This is a genomic window from Planctobacterium sp. AWH2_060 (assembly GCF_056158425.1).
This window is the reverse complement of record NZ_JBSWTG010000001.1, coordinates 1763483-1787406: the sequence shown is the minus strand read 5'-3', so window position 1 is coordinate 1787406 and position 23924 is coordinate 1763483. Positions and strand designations below refer to the sequence as shown.

The 23924-nt window shown below is 46.9% G+C and carries 22 protein-coding genes and 1 pseudogene; 13 read left to right on the top strand and 10 right to left on the bottom strand.

Going from position 1 to position 23924, the window contains the following annotated elements; translation table 11 throughout:
• Positions 1 to 3 precede the first annotated feature (3 nt).
• Positions 4 to 177, top strand: a complete 174-nt coding sequence (locus tag ACXAD8_RS07565; protein WP_475226810.1) for a hypothetical protein — start codon at positions 4 to 6, stop codon at positions 175 to 177.
• 146 nt (positions 178 to 323) lie between these two features.
• Here the strand turns inward: ACXAD8_RS07565 and ACXAD8_RS07560 are convergent, their stop codons facing one another.
• Entirely contained in the window at positions 324 to 1142 is an 819-nt protein-coding gene (locus ACXAD8_RS07560) for an acyl-CoA desaturase (RefSeq protein ID WP_475226807.1), read from the bottom strand.
• Positions 1143 to 1424: 282 nt separating this feature from the next.
• On the opposite strand from ACXAD8_RS07560, the gene ACXAD8_RS07555 reads away from it, so the two are divergent.
• The 4 genes and pseudogenes from ACXAD8_RS07555 (at position 1425) to ACXAD8_RS07540 (ending at position 6320) form a co-directional block, all read left to right on the top strand.
• The gene (locus tag ACXAD8_RS07555; protein ID WP_475226804.1) at positions 1425 to 1739 is read left to right on the top strand and encodes a metalloregulator ArsR/SmtB family transcription factor; all 315 of its coding nucleotides are present in this window, start codon (positions 1425 to 1427) and stop codon (positions 1737 to 1739) included.
• Between the two features lie 3 nt (positions 1740 to 1742).
• Positions 1743 to 2543, top strand: a pseudogene (locus ACXAD8_RS07550) (nucleotidyltransferase domain-containing protein).
• 794 nt (positions 2544 to 3337) lie between these two features.
• A complete protein-coding gene (locus ACXAD8_RS07545; protein WP_475226801.1) occupies positions 3338 to 6136 on the top strand; it encodes an RHS repeat domain-containing protein in 2799 nt (932 codons plus the stop codon).
• Between the two features lie 46 nt (positions 6137 to 6182).
• Positions 6183 to 6320 carry a hypothetical protein gene (locus ACXAD8_RS07540; protein ID WP_475226798.1) on the top strand — a complete coding sequence of 46 codons (138 nt, stop codon included), beginning with the start codon at positions 6183 to 6185 and terminating at the stop codon, positions 6318 to 6320.
• Positions 6321 to 6501: 181 nt separating this feature from the next.
• Here ACXAD8_RS07540 and ACXAD8_RS07535 read toward each other — a convergent pair whose 3' ends face one another.
• The 4 genes from ACXAD8_RS07535 to ACXAD8_RS07520 all read right to left on the bottom strand — a co-directional run bounded on the left by ACXAD8_RS07535 (position 6502) and on the right by ACXAD8_RS07520 (position 11843).
• Entirely contained in the window at positions 6502 to 6795 is a 294-nt protein-coding gene (locus tag ACXAD8_RS07535; protein WP_475226795.1) for a hypothetical protein, read from the bottom strand.
• On the bottom strand, positions 6795 to 7256 hold the full coding sequence (locus ACXAD8_RS07530) for a hypothetical protein (RefSeq protein ID WP_475226792.1): 462 nt from the start codon (positions 7254 to 7256) through the stop codon (positions 6795 to 6797). Before ACXAD8_RS07530 ends, ACXAD8_RS07535 begins: the two co-directional genes overlap by 1 nt.
• A gap of 97 nt (positions 7257 to 7353) precedes the next feature.
• Positions 7354 to 9594 carry a response regulator gene (locus ACXAD8_RS07525; protein ID WP_475226789.1) on the bottom strand — a complete coding sequence of 747 codons (2241 nt, stop codon included), beginning with the start codon at positions 9592 to 9594 and terminating at the stop codon, positions 7354 to 7356.
• 8 nt (positions 9595 to 9602) lie between these two features.
• Positions 9603 to 11843, bottom strand: a complete 2241-nt coding sequence (locus ACXAD8_RS07520; protein WP_475226787.1) for a TonB-dependent receptor — start codon at positions 11841 to 11843, stop codon at positions 9603 to 9605.
• A 661-nt stretch (positions 11844 to 12504) separates the two neighbouring features.
• Between ACXAD8_RS07520 and arsB the strand changes: the two genes are divergently transcribed.
• Positions 12505 to 13521 carry an ACR3 family arsenite efflux transporter gene (gene arsB / locus ACXAD8_RS07515; RefSeq protein WP_475226784.1) on the top strand — a complete coding sequence of 339 codons (1017 nt, stop codon included), beginning with the start codon at positions 12505 to 12507 and terminating at the stop codon, positions 13519 to 13521.
• Positions 13522 to 13540: 19 nt separating this feature from the next.
• On the opposite strand, the gene ACXAD8_RS07510 is transcribed toward arsB, so the two are convergent.
• Together ACXAD8_RS07510 and ACXAD8_RS07505 are read right to left on the bottom strand one after the other, a co-directional pair.
• Entirely contained in the window at positions 13541 to 14977 is a 1437-nt protein-coding gene (locus ACXAD8_RS07510; protein ID WP_475226782.1) for an FAD-dependent oxidoreductase, read from the bottom strand.
• Between the two features lie 78 nt (positions 14978 to 15055).
• The gene (locus tag ACXAD8_RS07505; RefSeq protein WP_475226780.1) at positions 15056 to 15289 is read right to left on the bottom strand and encodes an SRPBCC family protein; all 234 of its coding nucleotides are present in this window, start codon (positions 15287 to 15289) and stop codon (positions 15056 to 15058) included.
• Between the two features lie 41 nt (positions 15290 to 15330).
• Here ACXAD8_RS07505 and ACXAD8_RS07500 point away from each other — a divergent pair, with 41 nt between their 5' ends.
• On the top strand, positions 15331 to 15528 hold the full coding sequence (locus tag ACXAD8_RS07500; RefSeq protein ID WP_475226777.1) for a hypothetical protein: 198 nt from the start codon (positions 15331 to 15333) through the stop codon (positions 15526 to 15528).
• Here ACXAD8_RS07500 and ACXAD8_RS07495 read toward each other — a convergent pair.
• Positions 15525 to 16412, bottom strand: coding sequence for a LysR family transcriptional regulator (locus ACXAD8_RS07495; RefSeq protein WP_475226775.1), 888 nt, complete (start codon positions 16410 to 16412; stop codon positions 15525 to 15527). The genes ACXAD8_RS07500 and ACXAD8_RS07495 overlap by 4 nt on opposite strands.
• 86 nt (positions 16413 to 16498) lie before the next feature.
• Between ACXAD8_RS07495 and ACXAD8_RS07490 the strand changes: the two genes are divergently transcribed.
• The 4 genes from ACXAD8_RS07490 (at position 16499) to ACXAD8_RS07475 (ending at position 20040) form a co-directional block, all read left to right on the top strand.
• Positions 16499 to 17287, top strand: a complete 789-nt coding sequence (locus tag ACXAD8_RS07490) for a CmcJ/NvfI family oxidoreductase (protein WP_475226773.1) — start codon at positions 16499 to 16501, stop codon at positions 17285 to 17287.
• A complete protein-coding gene (locus tag ACXAD8_RS07485) occupies positions 17275 to 18627 on the top strand; it encodes an aldehyde dehydrogenase family protein (protein WP_475232910.1) in 1353 nt (450 codons plus the stop codon). The genes ACXAD8_RS07490 and ACXAD8_RS07485 overlap by 13 nt, the downstream gene beginning before the upstream one ends.
• Positions 18628 to 18635: 8 nt before the next feature.
• Positions 18636 to 19406, top strand: coding sequence for a 2OG-Fe(II) oxygenase family protein (locus tag ACXAD8_RS07480; protein WP_475226770.1), 771 nt, complete (start codon positions 18636 to 18638; stop codon positions 19404 to 19406).
• A gap of 100 nt (positions 19407 to 19506) precedes the next feature.
• Positions 19507 to 20040, top strand: coding sequence for a peroxiredoxin family protein (locus ACXAD8_RS07475; protein WP_475226768.1), 534 nt, complete (start codon positions 19507 to 19509; stop codon positions 20038 to 20040).
• A gap of 61 nt (positions 20041 to 20101) precedes the next feature.
• Here the strand turns inward: ACXAD8_RS07475 and ACXAD8_RS07470 are convergent, their stop codons facing one another.
• A complete protein-coding gene (locus tag ACXAD8_RS07470) occupies positions 20102 to 20626 on the bottom strand; it encodes a cysteine hydrolase family protein (RefSeq protein WP_475226766.1) in 525 nt (174 codons plus the stop codon).
• A 128-nt stretch (positions 20627 to 20754) separates the two neighbouring features.
• On the opposite strand from ACXAD8_RS07470, the gene ACXAD8_RS07465 reads away from it, so the two are divergent.
• Positions 20755 to 21705, top strand: coding sequence for a GlxA family transcriptional regulator (locus tag ACXAD8_RS07465; protein WP_475226764.1), 951 nt, complete (start codon positions 20755 to 20757; stop codon positions 21703 to 21705).
• Positions 21706 to 21713: 8 nt separating this feature from the next.
• Here ACXAD8_RS07465 and ACXAD8_RS07460 read toward each other — a convergent pair whose 3' ends face one another.
• Complete coding sequence (locus ACXAD8_RS07460; protein ID WP_475226761.1) at positions 21714 to 22601, bottom strand: LysR family transcriptional regulator; 888 nt, start codon at positions 22599 to 22601, stop codon at positions 21714 to 21716.
• A 117-nt stretch (positions 22602 to 22718) separates the two neighbouring features.
• Here ACXAD8_RS07460 and ACXAD8_RS07455 point away from each other — a divergent pair, with 117 nt between their 5' ends.
• On the top strand, positions 22719 to 23891 hold the full coding sequence (locus tag ACXAD8_RS07455; protein WP_475226759.1) for an MFS transporter: 1173 nt from the start codon (positions 22719 to 22721) through the stop codon (positions 23889 to 23891).
• Positions 23892 to 23924: the final 33 nt, after the last annotated feature.

Genomic DNA, 23924 nt, shown 5'->3' with positions numbered 1-23924 from the left:
AAAATGTACTCTTCACTCCCTTTCATTTCCAAAGACGATATGTCGCTGAAAACGCCGATAGATCCATATATCGGGTTAGCGCCTTATGGCACTACTCGGAATAAAAATAAAAGTGTATTGGCAGGCCTGTTTGGCCCGGGGCTGACTGTTAGGCGTAATGATGATTTAAACGCGTAACGAAAGACTTATGCTTGGGGCTGGCCTGCAGTGGATTTTGTTGAACGCAATGTCATGATTAAATCTCCTCTGCAAATTGGTTAAATAATGATAAATTTCGCGCATACTAATTCGGGTTAAGAAAAAAAGCAACCGTCATTTTTTGCTTAAAATAGCGATTTATTGCTCTGCAAATCTCCTGGTTTTGACTTATGTGTAGACTTTATCGGGACCAGTTCTGTTCTTTTTGGCAGCCGCTCAGGCGTTGTCAGCTCCCATACTAATCCGAGTTTTTTCATAGCGAGCAACATCCACCAACCCGGATCCCATTGCCCTTGCTCAATGCCCAGTTTGGCTGAACCCGGGAAAGCATGGTGGTTATTATGCCAGCATTCGCCCATTGTCAGGATGCTGGTAAATCTAATGTTGTGGCCCTGGATAGCAGCGCCATTTATGTGCCAGCTTTTATGACCATCATTGTGAGCAAAATGACCGATTAGCCAGTGACCAATAATAGAGACAGACACTCTGGCAGCCACACCCCATATGACATAGGGAAGGCCACCCAAAATAAACAAAACTAAAGCAATGGGAAGTTGTTGCCACATCCAGTATTTTTCCATCCACTGGTAAACGGCATTCCTTGCAATCTTATCGTCGATTATGATTTGTGGAGGATGAGCTAATTTTAGATCACAGAAAATCTGCCACCAGGCATCTTGCCAAAAGCTTGTTTGGTGGCCGAGATAAGGATGGCACTCTTTTTGTCTTTGAGCCCAATCTCGAAGGTCATGAGTTCTAATCATTCCGATTGGGCCTGCTAGTCCAACGATGACACCCAGATGCACCATGATGTATTCCAGCCATTGTGGACATTGATAACTTTGGTGAATGAGTTTTCGATGCATGCCCAATGAATGACCAAAACAAAGGCTGATGCCAGTGGTCACAAAGAATATCAGCAGGTTTTCAATTGAAAGCGTCAAAGCCCCACCTATTAATGCCACTGAAAACATGCCTCCAACCCACAACATTTTTTGGCTTGAAACTATAACAAAACCTGTTGAAGCATCATTTCCTGAAGTTTCGATTACCCTGGGGTTTTGGTAACAATACCCTGCCGGCTCAGGTGACTTTATTGCCAGTTCAATTTTATCAGTACTTCTCATTTTAGAGGATATGGCCATGGCATCAGCTACCTTTTAATATTATGATTAAGGCTAGTTACATATTTAGGTAATTAACTATTTAGTTAAGTATATAATCCGATGGAAGATACATTTCAAGCTTTATCGTCGACAGTGCGTCGAAAAATTTTGGCTTACCTTTCCAAGACCAGTTTGACGGCGGGTGAAATTGCCCAAAGGTTTGATATCAGTAAGCCTGCTTTATCTAAGCATCTCAATATCTTAGAGAATGCAGGGCTGATATCTGGAGAGAAAAAAGGGCAGTATGTACATTATTCTCTAGTGAAGAATAATTTATTTGCGTCTATGAATGATTTCTTGGTTAACTTTTGCCCGGAAGGCAGGCCATTGAAGATGGAAAGTGAGCAACTGGCAGAAAAAAAGAAAAAGGAATAGAAAGTGATTGAAGATTTGACTCAAGTTGGAATATCAAAAGAAATACACGCAGAAATCATGCGGCGTATTCACGCGGCAGAAGACGAACATGGGGTCAAAGTTTTATATGCCATAGAGTCGGGAAGTAGGGCGTGGGGATTTGCCTCTCCCAACAGTGATTACGATGTCCGTTTTATCTATGCGCATCCCAGAGACTGATATTTAGCTGTGGATCTTGAAGATAGACGAGATGTTATCGAATACCCAATTGTGGACGAGATTGACATAAATGGCTGGGATATTCGCAAGGCACTCAAATTGTATTGGAAATCAAATCCAGCATTTATCGAATGGTTACAATCGCCGATTGTCTATGTGGACGATGACAAATTTGCCAAAGCGGCTCGAGAGATGATGCCTAGAATCGCTTCTTCTCAAAAGGGGATTTACCACTATCGTCATATGGCGAAAGGAAATTTTAGAGAATATTTGAAAAAAGATATCGTGCCACTCAAAAAGTACTTTTATGTGTTACGTCCTTTGTTGGCTATCCAATGGATAGAAAAATTCAACGAACCAGCACCAATTGAATTTGAAAAGTTGCGATCGCTTGTTGCGCCAGATTCCGAGCTGAATGAGTCGATTACAAAGTTGTTGGAAAGAAAGCGTAAAAGTCTGGAGAAGGAATTGGCACCAGCCGTTCCTGTATTGAATGACTTTATTGCTAAAGAGTTAGAAAGATTAGAGCATTATGCGGAAAAACCAGATGGACGTGACTTAAGTTTTGACGAGCTGAATGCATTGTTTCAGAGGTCTATCTTGTAGAAATTTACATCAGGATAATTGAGCTTGAAACGATGGAATATTCAGGGCGAGAGCATGAATGCTCATTTTGTGACCACAATGTTCGAAAGCTAAATATTTCTACTTTTAGATGGAGCCAACCTGACTCGTATATGGATTCAGTTAGGTCAAAGTTTATTCGAAGTGCTAAACCCTGTTCCCCTTTACGCGCAATAAACTGCGGCATCAGATAAAACAACGATGAGAGCTATAAGGGATGATAGCTCAATCAATGCCCAGCACAGGGATGTGCTGTCATTGATGGTCGTCGTTGTTCTGATGGCGTAGTTTATGCTTTGCGCGTCAGGGGCTGCGGGGGATTCTTAAGGGGGGCGCAGCCCGGTCCCCTTAAGGCGCTGTCGGCGCTCCGACAATGACTTCAATCAAAGGATAGTGGTTGAATTAGACTGAAGCGTCGAAAAAAGTCTACTTACCAGCAAACTCAACTAAGAAGCCTGAAGGCTGGTTGATAGTCTCGCTTCAGTATTCCAGGGCAAATTAATTAGCTTTTGGCTCCGATTAGTGCTGACTATGTTGGAGTGTTGCTCAAAAAACGATCGCGATCTCGCCCTGATGGAATATTGGGTTAACCGAGTAATTAAGCAATAAACGTCTAAAACTCATTTTTCTATTCCATAAAATCATAGTGATCAAAATTGCCGGGCTGGGAAAATGCAACTAGGCTTTTTTTAGTAGATTACAGATTCATATTTGGCGGTAGGTAGTCGTTGAGCAAACTGAGTCTGATTAATGCGACGATTAGGCGAGGTGTTGCAATGTCAAAAGAAGATACTCCGAAAAAATCGGCTAAAATCAAAGTCGATTCAAAGATAGAAAAGCTTGAAGACAGAATTGCGCCGGGCGGTATAGGCGGCCTGGTGGGGGATTTGGGCGTTGAAGGCGTGGAGCCTACGTCCGATACCAGTGAAGTGCCACCGGGCAATACGGCACCTGTTGAAGACAGTTCTTTGCCGCCTGCAGGTGATTCATCAATTCCTGATGATGGCTCCTTACCTCCCGCAGATAGTTCTGGCTCACCAGAAGATAATTCCACCCCCGCCGCTGATAGCTCAACCTTACCAGAAGATTCTGGCACATCGTCAGATGATGGCTCTACACCACCCGATGATATTGCCGCTTTCCAGACTGATGATACTAAACCTGGGACTGAAGAGGTCACTCACGCTACAGGTGATAGCACTCCGGAGGAAGACAATACCTCATCAACTGGAGACGAGCCTGTAGTCACTGAAAACCCGGATGGTAGTGTTGAAACTGTTAATTCGGATGGTTCCGGTAGCATGGCTTATCCCGATGGCAGCGTAGAGACCTGGGATGGTCAGGGCGGTGGCAGTTGGGATGATGGTCAGGGTAACACATCTACCTGGGATGCCGAAGGTAACGGCAGTGCCACTTATGCTGATGGTTCTACCGAGTCATGGTCAGCAGATGGTTCGCATGAATATAACGGTGCTGACGGATCGCAATATAGTTATAACGCCGCGGATGGCTCCAGTAGTTGGGATGACGGTCAGGGCAATAGCGGTACTTATAGCGCAGATGGTTCAGGCAGTGAGCAATATGCTGATGGCAGCAGCTATACCTGGAATGCCGATGGCAGTGGTAGCGCCTCCTATTCTGATGGCAGTGTGACTAGCTGGAGTGCCGACGGCAGCGGCAGTTGGGATGATGGTCAGGGCAACAGTAGTACCTGGCAAGCTGATGGCTCAGGCAGCTGGACAGCCTCTGATGGCAGCTCTGGCTACTATAATTCTGATGGCTCTTGGGGGACAACATACCCTGATGGGTCCAGCGAGCATTGGGATGCTCAGGGTAACGTCGCTTATTACGATGCTGACGGTAATGAAATGCAGGCTGGTGACGGCGAACCTGAGAGCGGATCCGAAACCGGTACTTACTCAGAAACCGGTGCGGACGGCACAGTTTATACCTATGAAGAAGACGGATCAGGCAGTGCGGTTTATCCCGATGGCAGCACAGAGACCTGGGATGGTCAGGGCGGCGGCAGCTGGGATGACGGACAGGGTAATTCGTCAACATGGAATGCCGATGGTAGTGGTAGTGCCACATATGCTGACGGCTCTACGGATTCCTGGTCAGCAGATGGTTCGTATGAGTATAACGGCGCTGATGGCTCTCACTACAGTTACAATGCTGCAGATGGCTCCAGTAGTTGGGATGACGGCCAGGGCAACAGCGGCACTTACAACGCAGATGGCTCAGGCAGTGAACAATACGCTGACGGAAGTGGTTATACCTGGAACGCTGATGGCAGTGGCAGTGCCACCTATCCTGATGGCACAACTGAAACCTGGGATGGCCAGGGTGGAGGTAGCTGGGATGATGGTCAGGGCAATAGTGGTTCCTGGAGTGCGGATGGCTCCGGTACCTGGACTTCCTCAGATGGCAGCTCTGGTTACTATAATTCTGACGGTTCCTGGGGGACCACCCATCCTGATGGCTCAAGTGAACATTGCTCTGCCGATGGCACAATGACCTGGTATGATGATGAAGGTAACGAGATAGCCGATGGCGAAGCCACTGAAGAGTCTGGCAGTTATACAGAAACAGGTCCCGATGGAACGGTTTATACCTATGAGGCAGATGGTTCAGGTAGCGCAGCATATCCCGATGGCAGCGTAGAGACCTGGGATGGCCAGGGGGGCGGCAGCTGGGATGACGGTCAGGGCAATACTTCTGCCTGGAACGCTGATGGTAGTGGCAGCGCTACTTATGCTGACGGCTCTACGGATTCCTGGTCAGCAGATGGTTCATATGAGTATAACGGTGCTGATGGCTCTCACTCTAGTTATAATGCCGCAGACGGCTCCAGTAGTTGGAATGATGGTCAGGGCAACAGTGGTACATACAACGCAGATGGTTCCGGCAGTGAACAATTCGCTGACGGAAGTAGTTATACCTGGAATGCTGATGGCAGTGGTAGCTCCACCTATCCCGATGGAACAACTAGCACCTGGGATGGCCAGGGCGGTGGCAGTTGGGATGATGGGCAGGGTAACAGTGGTTCCTGGAGTGCTGATGGCTCTGGTACCTGGACTGCTTCTGATGGAAGTTCCGGTTATCACAATGCTGACGGCTCCTGGGGTATGACCAATCCCGATGGTTCAAGTGAACAATGGGACGCTCAGGGTAACGTGACTTATTACGATGCTGACGGCAATGTCGTCCAGGAAGATGGTGGAGCATCAGAACCCGGAACTGAGACCGGTACTTACACGGAAACCGGTCCTGATGGCACTGTGTATACCTATGAAGAAGACGGCTCAGGCAGTGCGGTTTATCCCGATGGTAGCACAGAGACCTGGGATGGTCAGGGCGGGGGCAGCTGGGATGACGGTCAAGGCAATAGCTCTGCCTGGAATGCTGGTGGTAGCGGTTCCTTCACTAATGCCGATGGTTCTTCAGGCAGCTGGGCGGCAGATGGTTCTAGCGAATATATTGAAGCTGATGGAACTCATTGGGTTTATAACGCTGATGGTTCAGGTTCAGTCTCTTATCCTGATGGTACAAGTGAAAACTGGCCAGCTCCATAAGCTGGCCCGGTAACCCGATATTGTTTATTTAATTGGAGAAAAGAAAATGGCGAATCCACAATTCACTAAAGTTAAAACTGAAGCTATCCAGTCAATTACGCGAGCAAAAGCTCGTCAGGCTGAAGTTAATGCTAAAGCACAGGTGCTGAAAGCGAAAAAGATGATGGCGAAAGCGGGAAAGTAGTTTCCTGAATGTAAAACAACGCTGGTAAACCTGCCGCTTTAAAGCCGGATTGGTGTGCAACGGCGATATTAATATTGTCTATAAACAGTATTGTATCGCTTGTGTTCACGAATCCCTTAGCCGGCTGGCTAATAAGGTGGCGAGGTTACGCCAGAAGCACTCTCTGGTTGCTACATGTTGCCTATTGCAAAACTAAGTACGACTGAATGATCTGCTCCAGTCTTCCGCTCTCTTCCAGTTGTTTGATACCTGCTTCCAGCATCGCTGCGCGCTGTGTGGAGCTTTCAATATTGGGAGAAAAGCCTATATGCACATCTTTCGGGGCCAGGCATCCTGCCGATTTAAATTGAGAATCAACGCCGGCCTGGGAAATAAAATAGGAAAACACCCGTTTGTCTTCAATAATGGTGTTGATACGACCACGGTTTAGCAGGGTTAAACGGCGTTTGATGTCTTCATCGCCACCAACTCGCATTATGTTGTGCTCACCGCTGTTTTCATTGTTGAGGATATAGCTACCATTAATGCACCATAGCTGTAGCCATCCATAATGGCGATTCGGCGACTGTCCAGACTGAGTAAGTCTTTGTATTTCCAGTTATCGGCTTGAGGCACAAAAAAGCACATTTGTGACTGCATAAAGGCGGTTTTGCCGTAGATAAAATCCGGCGCGTCAGAAATGTAGGTGCCCATCAGCGCATCCAGTTGACCACTTCGCACTTGCTTAATCGACTGGGCCCAATTAATTCGAATATATTCTGGCTGATACTGGCTGGAGAGCAGAATCTCGCTGGTGGCTTCCACTAAAATGCCGGGCTTTTGTGATTGGGTGTCGCAGATGTAAGGGCACCAGGAATCCGTGGCAAAACGCAGCGTTTCTGCTTGAGCATTTAAGGGGACAAAGAACAACTGCACTATAAAGAGTAGAAGGCGCATCAGCTTAGATTAATGTCACTGGGTTGTTTAAACCTTAGTTAAGGTCAGTGACTTTCTCAAGTTGTCGGGTAGTCATTGGCTCGGCTCTTTCTTTGGCTTATTTTAGCCAACGTTCCAGGGTAGTTTGGATGGATTCCACATTAAATGGCTTGCTGAAATAATCGTCCATACCGGCGGTTAAACACTTTTCTTTGTCTCCTTCCATAGCGTTTGCGGTCATGGCAATAATGGGAATATTTTTAAATATTTCGCCAGCCTGACCAGCCCTGATGCATTGGGTGGTTTCATAGCCATCTAAAACAGGCATCTGGCAATCCATTAATATATGAGTGTAAGGGGTGAGTTCTTCAGCACTGGTTTTTAACTTTTCTATTGCATCGGCACCGTTTATGGCTGTGTCACAGGATAAACTGATTTTTCGTAGCAGTTCAGTGGCTACCAACTGGTTTATCTCATTATCTTCTACAAGAAGAATTTTATTGTGTTGCCAGTCAAAATGAGTATTTTCGGCGGTGGGCGTTTCAGTATTAAGGTTTTCATTCTGCGACAGAACTTCCAACAGCGCTTTTTGCAACCGAGAAGACAGGGCAGGTTTGGTGAGAAATCGTTCGAAGTTGCTGTTGGTGACGCGTTTGGCCAGTTTTGGGTCAGATATAGATGAGAGCATGATTAATTTAATGTGGCGCATTTCATCTCGGGATTTCATTACCTTGCCGAGCTGCTCGCCATCCATACCAGGCATTTGCATGTCCAGGATGGCAATGTTGAATTGCTCGCCTTTTTCTTTACAAACTCGCACTGCCTCTTTAGCAGAATTCACCAGGGTCACCTGCATACCCCATAAACCTAATTGATGCTCAAGGATCTCGCGGTTAGTAGCGTTGTCATCCACAACCAGTATATGGCTCCCCTTGAGTAGTGATATATCACTGGGTGGAGAGCTTTGCCCGGAGGGGTGCAAATTGTTCTCAATGGGGATTGTGATCTCAAAGCAACTGCCAACACTTGGCTCACTGGATACTTCTATGCGACCACCAAAAAGCTCGCACAAGTTCTTGGAGATTGAAAGGCCAAGCCCCGTACCGCCGTAATTTCGCGTTGTTGAGGTGTCAGCTTGCTGAAAAGAATCAAACATGGCCTCTAACTTTGATGATTCGATACCTATCCCCGTGTCTTTCACGGTACAGTGAAACGACAATTTTCCTTGCGATTCTGCGGTTTTTGCGGTGACCAGAATTTCACCTTCTTGCGTAAACTTGATGGCGTTGCTGATCAAATTAATTAAAATTTGTCTGAGCCTGACTGGATCACTTAGCACTTCGGAATGTTTGAGTCCTGAGACATCCAGTAAAAACTCAAGCTTCTTCTCCTGGGCGAGTGACTGCATAAAACCGGCGATTTCTTCCAGTATTTGATTCAGGTTGCACTCGACTTTTTCAATTTCCAGTTTACCGGCTTCGATTTTTGAAAAGTCTAAGATGTCATTGATGATGGCCAGTAAACTGGTGCCGGACCTATAGGCCATTTGAACCTTGCTGTGCTGTTCCTGACTTAACTCTGTGTGACTGAGAATTTCCAGCATGCCGAGGATGCCATTCATGGGAGTTCTGATCTCATGGCTCATATTAGCTAAAAATTCGCTTTTTGCCTGACTGGCTTGCATCGCTTCACTGGCAAGGGATTTAGCTGATTGCTCAGCCTCTATCAGGCGATGTTCAAACTGGTGCAGGGTCATAAATGCCAAAGACAGGTAAAACAACATATTCATGACATTACCAATCAAAAAGCCAATGGGCAGGTACCATTCGATGTGGATGGCAATGGGGAAAGAGAGCCAGTGCATGGCATAGAGCAAAAGCAAGGGCGGGAGTAACTTTAAGGTAGAACCAAACCATGGAGGAGTGTGGTCTTTAATAAATTTGCCCATAAACAATAAGAACGCCGCCTGGCTTACCGCAAACCATGTGGCATAAGCATTGGGAATTTGGATTACATGATTCAATAGCAGGACACCCATCGCAGAAACGACGCAAAACCAGGTTAGCAGTCGCAATGCAGAGTGCTTGATAGTCGCTGTGAAAAAGTAGAATAAGCCCAATATCAAAAAGAACTTTTCGGCAATGAGTAGCAATGCATACAGGGTTTGTACATAGTTTGCCGGAAGCCATTGCGGAAGGAAGTACAGGTCGATGCGCCCTAGCAAAATGAGGATAGCGGCTATCAGCCAGTATTTAGAACGCAACTCTGAATTGGGTAAGCGAGACACCCATAAAAACAAACCCGCCAATAAAAAGTAGGCGGTTATTCCTATGATGTTGATAACATCAAACGTTGTCATAATTGGCGTTACTCAAAGTACCAATCAACCGAGAGTCCATAAGTTCTGGGTGGGCCAAATGTTCCTATAATACCTGGCCCGATAACATAAGCGTGTTGCACATAATCTTCGTTAAACAGGTTTTTGCTCCAAATGGATACCTGTATGTTTTCTTTGTGATTCCGCCAGGCCAGTCTCATATCCACCAATTGATGTGACTCCAGAATGACGTTTTGGTTGATGTAATCACTGAGTTGCTCGTCGATGTATTGATAATCAAGATGCAGTTCCAGGCTGCCCATTTGCTGTGGCAGTGGATAGTCGAAATCCAAAGCCAGATAACCCTTATTACGCGGTGCCTGACGCAGCTCAGTGCCACTTAAATCCAGCTCACCAGCAAAGGTATTCAAAATGAACTTATTGACTTCGGAATCCAGCCAGCCGTAGTTACCGCTGAAAGTCAGGTGGTCATTGGCCAGCCATTGAAATTCTAATTCGGCCCCCTGAATATCTGCGTTCTGAATATTAGTAGATATAAAACTACCAAATCCGGGATTGAGTTCTGATGGACCAAACCAGGTCACCTGTAAATCTTCATAATCAGTGTAAAACAGGCTCGTATTTAAGCGCAGGCGGCTGTCAGCCAGATCGGACTTTAGCCCTATTTCATAATTCACTGCTTGCTCAGGCTCGATGGCTTCCCGAGCGACGCTTTCCAGCCCTGGAGAGCCCGGAAATCCGCCAGACTTGAAGCCTTTGGCGATACTGCCATAAAACATCAGGTGTTTTTCTGGGGTGTATTGCAGGGCAATTTTAGGGGAAAAGTCCTGCCAGCTATCTTCTACGTCAATTTCAAAAGTTTGTTGCAATATACCCAGGCTGCCTTGTTGAGAAGCACACCTGCTACTTGCTGTCACGATTGGATTATCTTGATGGCCGCAATTTAAACTGGCAATTTCACCTCGCTTTTTGTCATGGGTAAAACGGCCGCCGAGAGTCAGTTGCCAGGCTTCGTTTAACTGCCAGTGCAATTGAGCATAAATGGCGCTACTGCGGGTGGTATTCAGTTGTTCACTAACTTCATTACCCAGGGTTATCTGGCCAGTATCGATAGAATTGAAATCCAGTTTGTATTGTTCAATGCGCTCTGTTTTTTCTCTGAGATAATACAGGCCTGCCGTGTAATCCAGAGTGTCTGACAAGCTGGCACTCCAGCGTAATTCCGCAGAATACTGCCGGGTGTTTTCAATGACATCGTCATTCACATCTGCCCCGAATACGCCATTATCCAGGTCGTAATTTCCGCCGAGTGGTGCACCGACGCTGGCCATTTCCCAATCGGTATTGCTTTCTCGCCACCCCAGAATGGTTGTCAGTTCTCCTTTATCAAAACGGGTAACGCCGTTGATGCTCAGTCCACTAAACTCGCCTCTGGAAAATCCACTGATGGGAGAGGTGGAGCGATAAGTGTCACCCCCTAAAGACTGCCAGGTATTAATGTAATCGAAATTGCCGTTTTGCACCGGAAACCGGCCCATATCGCTGCGGTCGTCTTCGCTATGATCTGCGGCTATGCGCCATGTTGTCTGTTCGCTGTCGAATTGCAATTGTCCCCGTATAGAGGTTTTGTCCTCATCCTGGTTATCTTCATTTAACAGCACATTGCGGGTAAAACCATCTCTTTGTCTGTGGCTAACACTCAATTTAGCGCTAATCGCAGCCGATAGTGGGCCTTCAATTGAGGTCTTAATTCTGGACGCATCATAATTGCCTTTTGTCAGTGATAGCGCAGCAGCAAAATCAGGAGCGGGAGCTTTGGTAATTATATTAATCGCGCCACCGATAGCATTGCGACCGGAAATAGTACCTTGCGGACCTCTTAATATTTCAATTCGCTCAATATCAAACAGATCCAGGTCAATATTCGCTAACCGCCCTATATAAATACCATCGAGAAAGGCCACCACGGAGCTGTCCATTCCTGCGCCATCGTCAGCGGAAACAATACCTCGAATGCTGAATAAAGACTGTCCCGGTGCAAATTCGCCCAGGGTAAAGCCAGGAACTCTGCGTGACATAGCTGCCGCGTCAACAATATCTAACTCGTTCAAGGTATCGCTGTTTAATACAGAAATGGCGATAGGGACATCCTGAACATTCTCGGTTCGAAACTGAGCCGTTACCTCAATAACTTCCAGTTCAGGTTGCTCTGCCTGAGCGAATTGAGTAACTGAGGCTGATAGAAAAGAGAGAAGGTATAGAGTTCGCATAATTGTGCATTTTTCCAAGCGCGTTAACTCTTAATATAGACTGCGCCAGGCGGGCTGCAACTTATACCTTAGTTTTAGAATTATGCCTTCAAATATGGATGTCTGGTTAATCTTTCTTTGCTTAGGTGTCCTTTGCTGTAACTTCTCACTTAAAGCGTATCTGCATTTTATGCCTGTATTTTAGCAACTAGTAACCGATCATTTTTCTGCAACGCAGCCAATAAATGTTCGCGGATCTGTTCGACAGTAAATTCAGTCTTTATGATCCAGGTGCAATTCAGGCAATGATAATAAGCAATATAAGATTTGATACGATTGTGCAGCTCAGTGCAATCGCGTTCTTTTGAATTAAGTTCATAACTCACAATATAAGAAGACATACTTCGCTTCCATTGAACTCAGAGTTGGGGTAAAAAATAAACCATAAATTCCACCCGGTCAAATAATAGTCAGTTAAAGTTTGTAACTTCCTCTGTGTTTACCTGAAGGATTTTGGAGCTGTTGACCAGGTGGAACTTTATTTATCGTTTGACATATGAAAAAACATATATATGATTTTCCGCATGTGAACATGTCCGCCTGATTAAATTCGAATTGAAGCGGCTGTCAGGTAAATTAAACCCATGATTTTGGGTTACATAAACCATTTTGGAGAAGTGAAGTGGGATTGTTTGAACGTTATTTGTCGCTGTGGGTGGCGCTGTGTATCGCTGCTGGCGTGCTTTTGGGCAATATGATGCCCGATGTATTCAATGCATTGGCAAAACTGGAATATGCTCATGTAAATCTGGTGGTGGCGGTACTCATTTGGTTGATGATTTATCCCATGATGATTCAAATCGATTTTGCTTCTTTGAAGGATATCGGTAAAAAGCCCAAAGGCTTGGTGCTGACCCTGGTGATAAATTGGTTGATTAAACCCTTTTCTATGGCGCTGCTGGGTTGGTTGTTTTTTAAAGGTATATTTGCCGATTGGGTGGATCCGCAGTCAGCCAGTGAATATATCGCTGGTATGATTTTACTGGGTGTCGCCCCTTGTACTGCTATGGTGTTTGTCTGGAGTCAACTGACCAAAGGAGACGCCAACTACACTCTGGTGCAGGTATCTATTAACGATATCATCATGATCTTTGCTTTTGCGCCTATCACAGCGTTTCTGTTGGGGATCAGCGATATCCAGGTGCCTTGGGAAACACTGCTTTTATCGGTGGGATTGTATGTGGTATTGCCACTTATAGCCGGTGCCATCACGCGCAAAAAACTGGATAAAGCCAATGATCACAGCCGATTAAATGCCTTTATAGCGGGCTTCAAACCCTGGTCTATCATTGGCTTGTTAGCCACCGTGGTGCTGTTATTCGGTTTTCAGGCACAAACAATCATTGAAAAGCCACTGGTGATCGGCCTGATTGCCATTCCGCTACTTATCCAAACCTACGGCATTTTTGCGATTGCCTACTTTGCAGCCAAGCAAATGAAGTTACCGCACAATGTGGCCGCACCGGCCTGTATGATTGGTACCTCCAATTTCTTTGAGCTGGCGGTGGCAGTGGCAATTTCTCTGTTCGGTCTGCATTCCGGTGCAGCGCTGGCTACCGTAGTGGGAGTGCTGGTGGAAGTACCTGTGATGTTGTCATTAGTATGGTTTGCTAATCGCACACGCCATTGGTTTCAATAGCGAAGGGAGGGCCGACGAATTATTGCGGCCCTGACATCTGCCTGGCCAGCTTATTGCTAAATCGGCATTGGTCACCGGTAAGGGCATAGCCCTTTAGTTGACCGTTGGCAGCAACAAAGCGGGCCAGAACCCCCGATTCTGTTTGCGTGTCCGTTAGCCATTGTCCGTTGCTTTTATCTTGCTCTGAGAGTGGCACTACCACTACTGGGCAAAGTTTTGTTTTCACCATCACCGGCATAACCGGATAGCGCACTTCCTGAATATCTCCGCACAGTGTTTTTGCCAGTGCTTTGGCCTGAATATTCAACGGTGCAATGTAAGGCAAAACCTGTTGGTTAAACTGGGCGCAATCTCCCAACCCATAAATATCGGGTTGTGAGGTTTGCATAATGTTATTAACTACGATGCCGCGTTCACATTGAATACCTGCAGTTTCAGCCAGATTCAGATTGGGGCGTAGACCAATTGCAGACAATACGATGCCAGCCGCGATTGTTTTACCATTTCCCTGTTCTTTGTTGACGTCCTGCAGTTCTGCAATGACCTGCTGTTTCGTATCGTGGTTTAAGGCTTTAACCACCTGCTTAAAATGAAAGTCAATGCCCGTTGCTTGCAGTTGGCTATGGAGGTGTTGTGACGCCTCTGCGGGCAGCAAACCAGCCAGTGGGCCGGATAAGGGATCGACAACCGAAACCTGATGACCGGAGCGGGTAAGGTCATCGGCAAATTCGCAGCCGATTAATCCGCCTCCCAAAATTAATATCCTACTGTCGGGTTTGAGCAAAGTTCGGAAGCGGGCATAGTCCTGCAAATCATTAACCCGATGAACCTTACTTACCGCATCTCCGGCAAGGGGCACCTGAGTGCTATGAGCGCCCAGAGCTAATACCAGTTTACTGAAACTACGGGTGCCACCCTCGCTAAGATGAATGCATTTGTTATGGCTGTCTATTTTAGTTACAGCAGTATAAATGTTGATTTCGGCCTGGTATTTTTGTGCCATTGTTTCAGCGCTAAACAGAATGAGATCGGCGGCACTTTTATTGGCGGAAAAACCATTTGATAACTGTGGCTTGGAGTAATAACTACCATCATCGGCTGTGTACATTACTATGTTGAGTTGTGAGTTCTGATTGCGTATTTCTTTCAATAATTGATAGGCTGCCAGACCGCTGCCGATGATGATGAGTGGGGATTGTTCAGCTACTTGTGGCACCGGCGTTGTATCTGTTTGTTGCTGCATCGCTGGTGAGTCTTCTGATGGTGGCGACCTGTCTGATTGACTGACTTCCAGCATATCAAAATCGGCTTTGCCTACGCCACATTCCGGACAATGCCAGTCATCAGGGATATCCTGCCAGCGGGTGCCAGGTTTAATACCCTCTTCGGGGCAACCTTTAGCTTCATCATAAATCCAGTTGCAAACCTGACATTCCCAGATTTTGAAATCAGACATGTAAGAACTCCTTTAGCTACTTTCCAAAAGCTGAGCAATTACCTGATCGATTTCGTGCAATGCCCACTCGTTTTGACCTTACTGTAGATAGGGTAAACCACCACTGTTAATAGATGCCTGAATGGATGCACCTAACTCCCAATCCTCGTTAAGTGTAGCATTGGTGATGTCGTGGTTCTTTTGCCAATGAGCGTGCTGTTTATCATCCTCAAGGTCGGCGGACTCTGGTATGAGTGTGGTGACGGAAATTTCGGTTTTATCCACGCTGATGGGGCGATACTGGATCAATTCAACATGCTCTTTTTGTACCAACTAGTGCTCAGCAGTGGTTTTTACGTCCATTTTTAGACGCATTGACTGATATTGTTGAGGAAGGCAAAAAGCACGGTCATTTTGGCAACAAACCTTCTTTGGCCTTTGTTTATCAACTGCTGGGAGCTGCACAGTATTATCTGGTGTCACAGCCTACGCTGGAGCGTTTGTATGATGAGGCTGAACGAACGCAGCATCAGCAGCAACATATCCGATTGCTGGAGGCGATGTTGGATTAAACCGCAGCCTTGATCATATCTCGCATCCACAACGCTAACGGGTCTTGCGAAGAGCGTTGATGCCACACCGAAATAACGTCAAATCCCGGTACACTGGTGTCCAGGATTATGCGCTGTAGTCGGGGGTCAGGTAACAGCCGGGAGGGGATAAAGCCACACAAATCAGTTTTGGCAATGGTGGCAATGGCTGCGCTGAAAGTAGGAAAGGTCATTAATACATTTCTGGGATGCCCTTGGTCTTCAAACCATTGGTGCACAGCACCGGTAAAATCTCCCCGAGATGGCGACACAACTACCTGCGGGATAGCCGCTATCTGAGCAATGTTCATGTTTTCCTGAACTTTGGTATTTTGTTTAGCGGCGACGCACTCGTAATGTTCGGCATAAATTACTTCAGAGGGGTATTGCGCAGGAGCAAACGCTGGATTGGTCAATACTAAATCCACTTCTCCCGACATAAGCTCGGCTGCCATATTATCCAGTTCTAGTTTTTTCACCGCGACTTTCAGGTTGGGGGCTTTTTGCCGGACTTCATGCAATACATGTGGCAGCAATGAGGTTTGCTCATAATCGGTGCAACTAATGATAAAGGTCGCCGACGTAGTGGCTGGGTTAAACTCTTCCGGCGTGAGTAGATTTTCCAGTGATGCCATCACTTGTTGTAGTTTCGGGGCTAAGGACAAAGCAAATGGCGTAGGTTGCACTCCGGTGCCATTGCGAATAAACAGCCTGTCGTCAAAGGTATTACGCAGTTTTTTAAGATGATCACTGACCGCCTGTTGTGTGATCCCCAGCTGATCGGCAACCCGCGACAGGTTTTTCTCTCGCAATAACGCATCAAGCGTTGTTAACTGTCTGATATCTAAGCGGTTTAGTAAATTCATTTGTATCTCTTACAGGGATTACTTGTTTCTGTTCCCTCTCTTAGGTCTCTATGATCATGGCATCAAATCTTGTTTAGGAGAAGACCATGTTCTCAGTAAATTATGTTCAGGAAAATGCTGAACTGGAGTACGACCAAACATACAAAGGGCCAGGGGCAACATCGCTAACTGATGCGGTTGACGTTCATCTGGTGGATATTGCCGACATGCGCACTCAGGAGAAACCGTTTTCACTAGAAGAGCAGGGGTTTAAGCCGGTTAAATTCCAAACCCAATTTACTGCCTTTGATGATGATACCGCGATCCAACAGGTTTTGTATCCGCAGGTGATCGAATTCTTGCAACAGGAATTAGCGCGTCGCGATATTCGTATTTTTGATCATACTTTCCGCTCAACTACGCACAATGCACAAACGATTTATAACCGGGCGCCGGTGAAGACGGTGCACAACGATTACACTGATAAATCAGCTCATAATCGTATGTTAGCCGAGACAAAAAATCATCCAGAATGGCGCAACCGCTCTTATCAGTTGCTGAATTTATGGCTTCCAGTGCACCAGGTTGTGCAAGAGTCGCCATTGGCTCTGATAGATTTATCTACGGTAAAAGCTGAAGACTTCAGACGCCTAAAGCTGATTTACCCGGACCGTATTGGTGAAATTTCTGCCATTAAACACAATCCTGAGCATCGTTGGTTTTATCAGTCACAAATGGCACCAGGTGAAGCCTTACTGTTTAAAGTGTTTGATTCTCAGATGCGTGACGGTGTGTTCGGAGTACCACATTCGGCTGTTGATTTCGCTCAAAGAAACGGCGCCCCAGCAACACCGCGTAGCAGTCTGGAGCTGCGTGCCATCGTATTTGGAGACTGATAATAACGCAATATCTTATATCCAGAAACCCACTGGATAATCAGGAAGTGGGCCGGGTAGAAATCAGCTCGCCGCAGAAAATAAAGGAGCTGGTGCAAAAGGCCCGTCAGGCGCAACTGGCCTGGGGGAAACTTGCCCCTGAGGAGCGGCAGCGTCAGGTAAATAATGCTTTTGCCCATCTCAAAGGGCTTGAATCCACCTTGAGCGAATTGATTTCCCAGGAAATGGGTAAAGACCAGCGCCGAGCGGGGTATGAAGTCATGGGGGTACTCCAAAGTGACCCCTATCTGACCGATGAAGTGGTACGCGCAATCGCACCAATGCGTCGTCCAGGAGGAACGCAGATCCAGTATCGGCCGCTTGGTGTTGTCGCCGTAATTGCGCCCTGGAATTATCCTCTGGCCATGGCAAACAACTTGTTGATTCCGGCGTTAGTGGCGGGAAATACCGTGCTTCTCAAACCTTCAGAAGACACACCTTTGGTGGCTGAGCAATTTATTCAGGCATTGAAGGCCCGTTTACCCGAGGGCGTTATCGATATTGTTCACGGTGATGCTGAGGCGGGTAAAGCACTGGTTGCCAGCGATATCAATATGGTGGCCTTTACCGGATCACTTCAGGCTGGTCGACACATTATGGCAAGTGCCGCCCCCAGGTTACACCGCCTGGTTATGGAATTAGGAGGTAATGATCCCATGCTAGTGCTGAAGGACGCAGACATTAACGCGGCTGCGCGATTTGCAGTGGCCAGTTCCTTTGAAAATGCCGGGCAAATGTGTACTTCCACTGAGCGCGTTTATGTACATCAGGATATTTATGAGGAATTTGTACAGCGAGTAGTGGAAATTGCCGGGCAATACAAAGTGGGCCCCTGGGATATGCCTCGAGTGAATTACGGACCTTTGGTCAACGAGAAGCAGCATCAGCAGGTACTGCGACATTTGCAAGATGCCCAATCTAAAGGTGCTCATTTTGCGTTAGGGCAGGCTCACTATTTGCCTCCGTACATTCAGCCCACCGTGGTGACCGGGATTAAGCCAGATATGTTGTTGGAAAGCGAGGAAACCTTTGGTCCTGTAGTGGCGATTGCGGCTGTGGAGAGTTATGAACAAGCCATTTCCAGAGCCAATAATTCGGTTTATGGATTAGGGGCAGTGGTATTCGGCAAGGACGGGGTATATGAGGTAGCTGAACAGTTAGAAGCCGGCATGATTGGAGTTAATGGTGGTGTCGGCAGTGGCGAAGCCCCCTGGGTTGGCGCAAAGCAAAGTGGCTTTGGATTTCATGGTGGGGTGGAAGGACATCGCCAGTTTACGCAATTACGCGTTATCAGTGCATAGGAGGAATTATGCAACAAGATGATTTTTATGTCGTCGCCCGAGAGCCAGGAGCACAAAACCCATCCATTCCAACCTGGGCATCTGCACGAGACAACGTTTTTGATTTGGATGAGCAGTTGAGTGCAGAGCAGGTGGTGCGACGGGAAGTTAAAGAGGTACCGGGTGCCTATCAGTTAATGAATGTTTTTACTGAAGCTGAATGTGCTCGCTTTATTCAGCAATCAGAATCGCTTGGATACCTGAAAGATGCAGCTGTGTCGCTACCCCGAGAAGTGCGTCACAACGACAATGTGACCTTAATTGTGGATGAAGTTACTGAGCGCTTAATCTGGCAGCGGGTAGCCCCTTGGGTGGCGCAAAACTTGAAAATTTTTGAAAACAAGCAGTCATTGGGTATCAATGCCAGGTTTCGCTTTTATCGCTATCAACAAGGGGATTACTTTAAATTTCACATTGATGGTGACTGGCCAGGCTCCAGGATCGTCGACCGGAAACTACAGCACAATGGCTACCCGGATCGCTACAGCAAAATGACCTTTTTAATTTTGCTTACGGATGAATTCCGAGGCGGAGAAACACGCTTCTTAGTGAATGCAGACAATCCCGGAAAACCAAACTGCCGAGGCGACAAAACCGCCGAAGTGGATGTCAGAACCCCCGCTGGTGGTGTGCTGTTGTTCCCTCATGGTCGTCACGAATTGCATTGTCTGCATAGCTCGTTGGCCATCACTGAAGGGGTCAAGTACATCATTCGCACGGATTTATTATTTGAGCTGTAAATCCGGGTAGTTACCAAAATAACACTGGTTGTTTTTTATGCTCATTAGCACAACACTGAACATGTTTAAAATTTTAATTAATTCACAGGAGTAATTTGATATGTCTTTAAAACTTAATGCCGGAGATAGCTTTCCACACATTACTGCCACGGCTTTAGATGGTTCAGAAGTGACTTTAGGCAAGCCACGCGAAGGTTATAGCTGGCAGGCGGTGTTTGTATACCGCGGGCGCCATTGTCCACTGTGTACTCGCTATCTGAATCAATTAGCGGGATATCAACAAGCCTTTGCTGATGCGGGTGTTGATATCATTGCTGTGTCTGCCGATTCAAAAGCGCAATTGGAAGCGCAGTTGCAACAGGTTGATATTAATTTTCCTATTGCTTACGGATTGAGCGAAGATAGCATGAAGCAACTGGGTGTATATATCTCAGTACCACGCTCCGAGCAGGAAACCGATCACAACTTTGCTGAACCTGGCTTATTTGTGGTTAACGAACAAGGCAACTTGCATGTAGTGGATATTTCCAACAATCCATTTGTACGTCCAGAGCTGGGAGCGTTGGCTAATGGTTTGGCCTGGATACGTGATCCAAACAACCACTATCCTATTCGGGGTACATTAGCTTACTAAAACGCATCACTTCAGCAATATCCCCGGTTAAGGCCGGGGATATTGAATGAGTGAAAGGTCATCAGGACTGCAGTGCGGTTGCTGAATCCAGAAGTGTAATACGGGGGGATAAAGCGTGCAGTGCAATCAAATGCAACATTTCACTGACCGTTGTACAGGCGTCGGTAAGCACCGAAACCTGATATTTCTCCGCAGCCTTAGAAATGGCGGTGTGGGTTACACAATTTTGCGTCATCATTCCTGCAATCAGCAGCTTTTTAATGCCATTCTCTGTCAGAACCTGCTCCAGCCGGGTTTGCTCAAAACTATCCGCATAAGATTTAATGACAACCGGTGCATCCGGAGCGGCAGCCAGGATATCCGGGTGGATTTCTGCGCCAGGCGTATTTTCGTTGAAAAACGGGGCTACTCCCTGGGCGGGGTCAGCAATATGTTGAATGTGCACAGGTAAAATTCCTTTTGCTTTTATCTCAGCAATAATTTCTATCAGTTTGTTTTTGGTTTCGCTGGCTTGCCACAACGGAAAAGCCCCTTGTTCAAAATAGTCCTGTTGTAAATCGATAAGCAGCAATGCGGTATCAGTCATAAGAAAATCTCCTGTTTTAAATGATTGGTGAAGGGATAGTGGATTGTGGGGGACTAAGGCTTTTGCAGATAGTGACCCAAAGGTCATGTTCGGTTACTATTGGGTCATGCTGTGTAACGAGATTATTCATGACGACATTGGTGACGATTTTGGCTTTTGAGAACATCAGTGCTTTTCACCTGTCGGTGCCTTGTATGGTATTTGGCGATGCCGCAAGAGTTGCGGGTATTGATGATTTCGTCGTTGAGGTGTGCAGCGAGGAAGCCGAGCAAATAGACAGTGTGTCAGGTTTTGCCATTCAGGCGAAAGGCGACTTAGCGCGTTTCGCACAAGGGGATATTTTGGTGGTGCCCAGTTGGCCAGAGGCAGATATAAAACCTTCCAATGAATTGCAGTCAGTGCTGTGTAGAGCTCATGCTCGTGGAGCCCTGGTGATTGGCTTGTGCATTGGGGCATATGCTCTGGGATACGCCGGCTTGCTGGATGGAAAACAGGCAACAACACACTGGGCTTATGTAGAGGATTTTCAGCAACGCTTTTCGCAGGTGAGTACGGTTGTAGATCAGTTATATCATCAGCAGGATAATATACTCACGTCGGCGGGCACAGCCGCAGCCATTGATTGTTGTTTATATGTATTACGTCAGCGTTTGGGCGCTGAAGTTGCTAACCGCGTAGCGCGGCTGATGGTCACTGCACCTCAGCGACAAGGGGGCCAGGCACAATTTATTCAGTTACCTGTGCCTCAGGCGGTGCGCGATGAAAAGCTGGCAATTCTATTGGACGATATTCGCAAAGATCTGGCAAGCTCCTATCAGATTGATCTGCTGGCTGAAACAATGAACATGAGTCGGCGTACCTTCACCCGGCATTTTCGGGCACTGACCGGAATGTCTTTTGGCGACTGGTTGCTCGGTGAACGATTGCGATATGCGCAGTCTTTGTTAGAAAGTAGTAATTTATCTATAGAAGGCGTAAGCGAACGCAGTGGTTTTGCTACCGCCCTGAGTTTGCGCAATCATTTTCGTCAGCGCTTTGGGGTGACGCCCGGAGAATGGCGCAAAGCGTTTCGAAGTTAGACCATTAGTTACAGTGACAATCTGGGCTGAATAAAATCCAGAAATGCCTGTATGCGCGAGGATACAGCACTGTTGCGATAATACACGGCATTGACACTTTCCCGCCGGTTGGGAGATACCACGCTACCGGGTAATATCTCCACCAGATTTCCTTTTTGTATATCACTGCGACACATAAAATTGGACAATAAACTTATTCCCAGTCCCGCCAGACACAGTTGCCTCACGGTTTCACCACTACTGGCAAACATGTGAAATTCCAAATCCAGCACCTCACTCAGCGGCCATTTATTGAGTTTGGGGACACGGGAGAAACCGATAAGTTGATGGCGAGTTAAATCATGGAGCTCGGTTAAACTGCCATTTTTTGTCAGATACTCCGGGCTGGCAACCAAATGCAGGGTACTGCTACCCAATGGACGAGCATACAGGTTGGAATCCTCCAGTTCGCCGATACGAATGGCCACATCGGTTTTGCGTTCCAGTAAATCGATTATGTCATCGTTTGAGGTGATGTCTAAAACCACCTTGGGGTAAGTCTGATTAAAGTCACGCACCAGTGGGGTAATTTGATGCAGGACAAAAGGGCTGGCGGCATCAATTCGCAACCGGCCCGAAGGTGTTCCCTTAAGCAGCTTGATAGCTTCTTCTCCACTTTCAATGGCATTCAGACCACTACGGATATGTTCTAAAAATACATTGCCTTCTTCGGTGAGTTCGAGCCGTCGGGTGGTGCGATTTAACAAGGTACAGTTGAGCACCTTTTCCAGTCTGGAAATCGCCCGGGATACTTTCGCCACCTGCAAGTCCAGCAAGTCTGCAGCGTGAGAAAAGCTACCGCTGTCTACTACAGCGATAAATGCTTCCATATCTTCTGTTTTGGATTTAACCGGCATGTTTAAACCTTTGCAAAATTAACAAAAATATTTTGTCATTGTTGGTATTTTTTGCAATAGTCATGAGCTGCAAAATACGCCTCATTAAAAATTAACGTTGTTTATGAGGAAGTATTTATGCCTTTAGCTCTTTTTGCACTGACGCTCAGCGCCTTTGCTATCGGAACCACGGAGTTTGTGATTGTCGGTCTTGTGCCGACGATTGCCACGGACCTTGGGGTTTCCTTGCCCTCTGCCGGTTTATTGGTGAGCCTGTATGCCATGGGGGTTGCAGTTGGTGCGCCGGTGCTAACTGCGCTTACCGGTAAATGGAATCGCAAACATGTTTTGCTGTCGCTGATGGTTTTGTTTGTGGTGGGGAATCTGTTTGCCTGGCAAGCGCCAGGTTATAACACGCTGATAATTGCCCGGATCTTAACCGGATTGGCTCATGGCGTTTTCTTTTCCATTGGCTCTACTATTGCGACCAGCCTGGTGCCCAAAGAGAAAGAAGCCAGTGCCATAGCTATTATGTTTACCGGACTGACCGTGGCGTTAGTCACAGGTGTTCCGTTGGGGACCTGGATTGGACAGGGATTTGGTTGGCGAACCACTTTTTTAACTGTATCAGCGTTGGGGTTAATCGCGCTGATTGGTAGCGCCTTGTTAGTACCTGCCAATCTTAAGCAATCTGCCAGTGCCAGCATCAAAGAGCAGTTACAGGTGTTGCTTGAACCAAGGCTGTTGATTGTTTATGCCATGACGATACTTGGATACGGTGGTACGTTTACCGCATTCACTTTTTTAGCCCCCATTCTTGAACAGGAGGCCGGATTTGCCTCTTCGGCAGTCGCCGGGATCATGCTGGTGTATGGTTTGTCAGTTGCTGTGGGCAATATCTGGGGCGGTAAATTGGCAGACAAACACGGTCCCATAAAAGCCCTGAGCCTGATCTTTACCGGCCTGGCCCTGGTACTATTTGTATTCAGTTTTACCATGTCGTTTAAGTTTGCTGCGGTTATCACGGTACTGATTTGGGGGGCGTTTGCCTTTGGTAATGTGCCCGGATTGCAAGTGTATGTGGTGCAGTTAGCTGAGCGCTATACGCCTAAAGCAGTGGACGTGGCGTCTGGGCTTAATATTGCTGCTTTTAATATCGGTATCGCCGTGGGTTCGGTCAGTGGCGGACTGATTGTGGATAGTATGTCTTTGCGTGATACCGCCTGGATTGGTGCTGCTATCGCGGTGAGTGCCTTACTGGTTACTCGCTATTCAGGTGCCTTAGACAGGCGCCAGGCAGCGGCCGGGTAGGGCTGGTATGAAATACCAATTAATTTGCAGATT

Coding starts and splice junctions, on each gene's coding strand:
- ACXAD8_RS07565 (WP_475226810.1), top strand. CDS start 4: ATGTACTCTTCACTCCCTTTCATTTCCAAAGACGATATGTCGCTGAAA.
- ACXAD8_RS07555 (WP_475226804.1), top strand. CDS start 1,425: ATGGAAGATACATTTCAAGCTTTATCGTCGACAGTGCGTCGAAAAATT.
- ACXAD8_RS07545 (WP_475226801.1), top strand. CDS start 3,338: ATGTCAAAAGAAGATACTCCGAAAAAATCGGCTAAAATCAAAGTCGAT.
- ACXAD8_RS07540 (WP_475226798.1), top strand. CDS start 6,183: ATGGCGAATCCACAATTCACTAAAGTTAAAACTGAAGCTATCCAGTCA.
- ACXAD8_RS07535 (WP_475226795.1), bottom strand. CDS start 6,795: ATGCGAGTTGGTGGCGATGAAGACATCAAACGCCGTTTAACCCTGCTA.
- ACXAD8_RS07530 (WP_475226792.1), bottom strand. CDS start 7,256: ATGCGCCTTCTACTCTTTATAGTGCAGTTGTTCTTTGTCCCCTTAAAT.
- ACXAD8_RS07525 (WP_475226789.1), bottom strand. CDS start 9,594: ATGACAACGTTTGATGTTATCAACATCATAGGAATAACCGCCTACTTT.
- ACXAD8_RS07520 (WP_475226787.1), bottom strand. CDS start 11,843: ATGCGAACTCTATACCTTCTCTCTTTTCTATCAGCCTCAGTTACTCAA.
- ACXAD8_RS07510 (WP_475226782.1), bottom strand. CDS start 14,977: ATGTCTGATTTCAAAATCTGGGAATGTCAGGTTTGCAACTGGATTTAT.
- ACXAD8_RS07495 (WP_475226775.1), bottom strand. CDS start 16,412: ATGAATTTACTAAACCGCTTAGATATCAGACAGTTAACAACGCTTGAT.
- ACXAD8_RS07490 (WP_475226773.1), top strand. CDS start 16,499: ATGTTCTCAGTAAATTATGTTCAGGAAAATGCTGAACTGGAGTACGAC.
- ACXAD8_RS07480 (WP_475226770.1), top strand. CDS start 18,636: ATGCAACAAGATGATTTTTATGTCGTCGCCCGAGAGCCAGGAGCACAA.
- ACXAD8_RS07475 (WP_475226768.1), top strand. CDS start 19,507: ATGTCTTTAAAACTTAATGCCGGAGATAGCTTTCCACACATTACTGCC.
- ACXAD8_RS07470 (WP_475226766.1), bottom strand. CDS start 20,626: ATGACTGATACCGCATTGCTGCTTATCGATTTACAACAGGACTATTTT.
- ACXAD8_RS07465 (WP_475226764.1), top strand. CDS start 20,755: ATGACGACATTGGTGACGATTTTGGCTTTTGAGAACATCAGTGCTTTT.
- ACXAD8_RS07460 (WP_475226761.1), bottom strand. CDS start 22,601: ATGCCGGTTAAATCCAAAACAGAAGATATGGAAGCATTTATCGCTGTA.
- ACXAD8_RS07455 (WP_475226759.1), top strand. CDS start 22,719: ATGCCTTTAGCTCTTTTTGCACTGACGCTCAGCGCCTTTGCTATCGGA.